Origin of the sequence: Chamaesiphon sp. VAR_69_metabat_338 (assembly GCF_031423935.1) — a bacterium.
Classification (GTDB): domain Bacteria; phylum Cyanobacteriota; class Cyanobacteriia; order Cyanobacteriales; family Chamaesiphonaceae; genus Chamaesiphon.
Genome location: NZ_JANPGM010000409.1, coordinates 1 through 4,404, shown reverse-complemented (window position 1 = coordinate 4,404; position 4,404 = coordinate 1). Strand labels below are relative to the sequence as shown.

Here is a 4,404-nt window from a genome sequence, read left to right as displayed (position 1 = left end):
AGCGAAACTTGTTCGGGGGTGCGACCGCGATCTGCGAGGATTTTAGCCGACCATAAGAAGTCGTCGTCGAGGTCTACATCGGTTGCAGGAGCCTCGGGAACTTCGGTTTCGCCCCGAAAGGGCGGCGAAGCCATCGCGGTTGCCTTGAGCTGTTCTAGTCGCTGCTGGCGGTCATCTCGCGCCCAAATGGGCAGATCTGCTGCTGGCGGGGGTGTCTCATCGCTGCTAGCTGCGGCAACAGGGGCTTCGACGGTGCTCTCGGTAGCTCCGAGATCTGTGGGTAGGGCAGCAGGAGCTACAGACTCGGCATCTGGCGTTTCAATCGGTGCAACTGCCTCGGCTGGCTCGGTCTGAGTTGCCGCGACTGCTACTTCTTGCTGCTGAATATTTTGATAAGCCGCTTTTGCCCAAGCCAAGTAGTCGGTCGCTACTTCGTCAGTGGCGGTCGCTGGCTCCTCTGTTGGCAACTCAGGTGTTGCTGCATCAACAACAGCTGCTTCGCTCTGTTCTGCTTGCTCGGAATCGGTTACTGGCTCTGATTCAGACGTATCGAACTTCCGACGAAACCAATTGAAAACCATGATGAATTAAAAAATTATGAGTTATAAATTTATGAAATATTTTAAGTTATGCGATCGCAGTTTACGCTCGATCGTCGATCGAAACCGTCGCCAGTTCACCCGATTTGAGTTGCTCGGTGACGCGACGCAACACGCCATTAATTAATTTGCGGCCTTGGTCGTCACTATACCGCTTGGCTAACTCGATCGCTTCGTTAATCGCAATTCGCTCTTCCAAACCCAGATAGACGATTTCTGTTACTGCCAGTCGGAGAATGTCTCGATCGATTTTGGGTAAGCGACCGAGTTGCCAATCGACGATACTTTGACTTAATAGTGTATCGATGGCGGCTGTTTGGACGGTGGCTTTGACTAATAACTCCAGCGCATAGCTACGGACATCGGGACGATTGAAATTATTGATTAACTCTGGCATTTCTAAGGCATGACCCAGACGGTTAATCGCTGTCTGCACTAGTTCGATCGCTTCAGTGGTCATCAGTCTAGCACCATCGATGTCACTAGCTCTGGTCTGACTATTTAAGAGTCGGTCGTTACTGCGCTGTAATTCTGCTGACGCTGCTTCTAGTGCTTCTTGAGTTTCTTCCCTGAGGGTCGAGATCGCTTTGAGCATCATTTCCTCCAGGGTCAATTGCAACTGCTGGGGTTGTGCTTGCGCTAACTTTTTGTGTGCCTTCGATAACTGAGGAAGAGTTAGCAGGGCTAGCTCGCGAGCGATGGTTTGAGCTTTCATAGGTGCGGGTCGAATACCAGTAGCAAAGCTCTCGATTATACCACGATCGCCGAGCTAATTTCGATGACCAGATCGAGCTAGTCGTTGCAATGGCCTGGAGCCACAATAGTTGAGAAAATTCTGATAAGATCGATCGGGGTGGAGGAAAATAAGATGAAAACTATGGTCGATCGATGTCAATTGAGTAGGTTTATCTGGCAGTGGCACAAGCCAATTAATAGGCAGTTATCAATGCTATTTTGTGTGCTGGCGATCGCTTTATCTGGCTGCGTTCAGTATGATACTTGTATCAATTTTTATGGCTTTAATAATGGCGAGATCGTTCAACATATTCAGCTTAGCGATCGCTTAAGTAGTTTCAATCCCCAGGCTGTAACCGACTGGTTGACGAGTATCGAACAGCGGACGATTCAAGCCCAAGGTCGGCTCGATCGGTTAAGCGATCGAGAATTTGAGATCGCGATCCCGTTTGCCAGTACTCAAGAATTAGTTACTAAAATCAATCGCTTTTTTAATACCACGCCTGCGGCAACAAGTGGTACATCACCGCAGTTTTCTGCTCGCTTACAAATCGAGCAAAGCAACTGGTTAGCGATCGTCAAAAATCACCTCACTTACGATCTCGATCTGCGAGCGATCTCTATCCCCAAGAGCGATACGAAAGTAGCGATCGCGGCCAATAATTTTGTCGATCTTAAATTTAGGATTCAGAGTCCGTGGGGTACATCGAATAGCGATCTGAATACCAGTCCAAATATTGTCAAAACTACTAATGGCAGCCAAACTATCTGGCAACTCCAACCAGGTCAGCTAAATCGCATTGACACCGTTTTTTGGTTGCCTAATCCGCTGGGAATTGGCGCGATCGTCATTAGCTTAATTAGTATGCTTGGCTATTATCTAAAATATCGTCAGTTACCTGGGCAGCAAAATACTCGATTAGTTAATCCAGTGGAGACTCGTTAACGAGATTTAGTATTTCCAATCGATCTCTATTGCTAGCGAAGATATTTCCACTTCTACTATTACCATCAACAAGCGTGAATTTAGATACGGAAACCAATCAAAAACTGGCGATACGCGGTACGGTTGTCGTCTGTTTAATGGCCATTTTTCTCCGATTTTGGGGACTGGAACGATTTAATCTCTTAGTATTTGATGAGGTTTACTACGCCATCTTTGGCAATAATTACCTCACTCATACCCCATTTTTTAATTCACATCCACCACTGAGCCAATATCTAATCGCGATCGGGATCTGGATTGGCGATCGATTACCATTCGGACAAGAACATCTAAATGCTTTCACTGGCTCGATCCATTCAACATTTAGCTACCGCTGGATGAATGCTTTATTTGGTTCGCTCATTCCTCCCCTGGTTGCTACGCTCACATATCAAGTGAGCCAGCGTAAAAGTTATGCTTTGTTAGCTGCTTTGTTTATTAGTTTAGATGGATTATATCTGGTTGAGTCTCGATATGCCTTAAATGGCATTTATTTGGTATCTTTTGGGTTATTAGGGCAGATCTTAGTATTAATTGCGACGAAAGATCGTCGGATGAATAATCGGGGATTGTTATTAGGATCTGGAGTAGCTTTCGGTGCCTCTATTGCTTGTAAATGGAACGGATTATCGTTTCTTGCTGGGATCTATGTGCTGGTGGCAATCTCTAAGTTTTGGGTATCGATGCGATCGAGCGAACCGATCGACAATCCTCATAATTCACTACTAGATCGGTTGGCTAGAATCAAACCGATTGAAATTGCGATCGGCTTAATAATTACGCCAATTATTACCTATTTCCTATTGTGGATTCCGCATCTAATTCAAAATCCTCAGCCAAATTTGATTGATGTCCAGTTTGTGATGCTTAACTATCACAAAACAATCAACGATGGGACTGGCGTTCATCCCTACTGTGCTAGTTGGTATACTTGGCCGCTGATGATGCGTCCGATAGCTTACTATTTTAATGAATATAAACCCAACTATTACTATGATGTCCATGCAATGGGCAATCCCTTATTATGGTGGTTGGGTTTAGCAGCAGTTTTTGGCTCGATTGGCTCGATTGGGCGTCAAATTTGGTGGAATTCTCAGCAAGAGACGATCGAAAAAAATGTCTTAGCACCAATCCGCGCACTCGACCCTCACTATCTCGGCGTGCCATTATTTATCGTAGTTAATTATGCTGTTAACTTATTACCTTGGGTGCCAGTGACGCGCTGCTTATTTATTTATCATTATATCGGTGGCGTATTGTTTGCCATCTTGGGTTTAGCTTGGTTTGTCGATAATTGGTTGCGCAGTCGTTCTAAACTTTGGCAATCGATCGGATTGACCACAATTTTCAGCGTAGCCGCTGCCTTTGTCTTTTGGGCACCAGTATATTTGGGATTATCGATCGAAAAAACACAGCTCAGTTGGCGACTATGGGATTTTTGGATCTTTAATTGGATTTAGGTTAGTTGATAATTGATAGTTGATAGTTGATAGCTAATATTTAGCTGTCAACTAATCGACCGAGAATCGATAGATCTAATAGCTCGATCGGGTGTAGGATTTTGGTCTGATGACCTTGCAGTTCTAGATGCTTGGCAATTTGCAGCGTGCAGCCAGGATTGGCAGAGGCGATAATCGTCGCTCCCGTATTGACGAGATTGCGGACTTTTTGCGTTCCGAGTTCGTTGGCAGTTTCTGGTTGGAGCATATTATAGACACCCGCGCTGCCGCAGCACAGAGCGGCATCTAGTGGCTCTGTCAGCGTAATATTCGGGATTTGCTTGAGGAGTTGACGGGGTTGAACGCTGATTTTCTGCCCGTGGAGTAAGTGACAGGCATCTTGATAGACGAGGGTCAGCGGTGTGTTGGAGATGGGCGAGAGTGGCGTTGTCAGTTTAATATCTGCTAAAAATTCCTGGATATCTTTGACTTTGGCCGAAAAATCGATCGCTTTTTGGACGTAATTAGGATCGTCTTTGAGCAGTTCGCCATACTCTTTGAGAGTGTGTCCGCAGCCAGCAGCATTGATGATAATGGCATCGACATTGGTGTTGGCAAAGTTGTCGATCATCTCCCGTGCTAGAGT

4 protein-coding genes and 1 pseudogene are annotated in these 4,404 nt (G+C 45.8%); 2 read left to right on the top strand and 3 right to left on the bottom strand.

Annotated elements, in window-relative coordinates:
- A pseudogene (locus RMO84_RS11370) lies at positions 1 to 581 on the bottom strand (signal recognition particle-docking protein FtsY); the annotation flags it as partial.
- Between the two features lie 61 nt (positions 582 to 642).
- On the bottom strand, positions 643 to 1,314 hold the full coding sequence (nusB, locus tag RMO84_RS11365; protein ID WP_310488573.1) for a transcription antitermination factor NusB: 672 nt from the start codon (positions 1,312 to 1,314) through the stop codon (positions 643 to 645).
- A 153-nt stretch (positions 1,315 to 1,467) separates the two neighbouring features.
- Here nusB and RMO84_RS11360 point away from each other — a divergent pair, with 153 nt between their 5' ends.
- Entirely contained in the window at positions 1,468 to 2,280 is an 813-nt protein-coding gene (locus RMO84_RS11360) for a DUF3153 domain-containing protein (RefSeq protein WP_310488572.1), read from the top strand.
- Between the two features lie 74 nt (positions 2,281 to 2,354).
- The gene (locus RMO84_RS11355; protein WP_310488571.1) at positions 2,355 to 3,779 is read left to right on the top strand and encodes a phospholipid carrier-dependent glycosyltransferase; all 1,425 of its coding nucleotides are present in this window, start codon (positions 2,355 to 2,357) and stop codon (positions 3,777 to 3,779) included.
- Between the two features lie 40 nt (positions 3,780 to 3,819).
- On the opposite strand, the gene RMO84_RS11350 is transcribed toward RMO84_RS11355, so the two are convergent.
- On the bottom strand, positions 3,820 to 4,404 hold a 585-nt coding region (locus RMO84_RS11350; protein ID WP_310488570.1), incomplete at its 5' end, for a (Fe-S)-binding protein.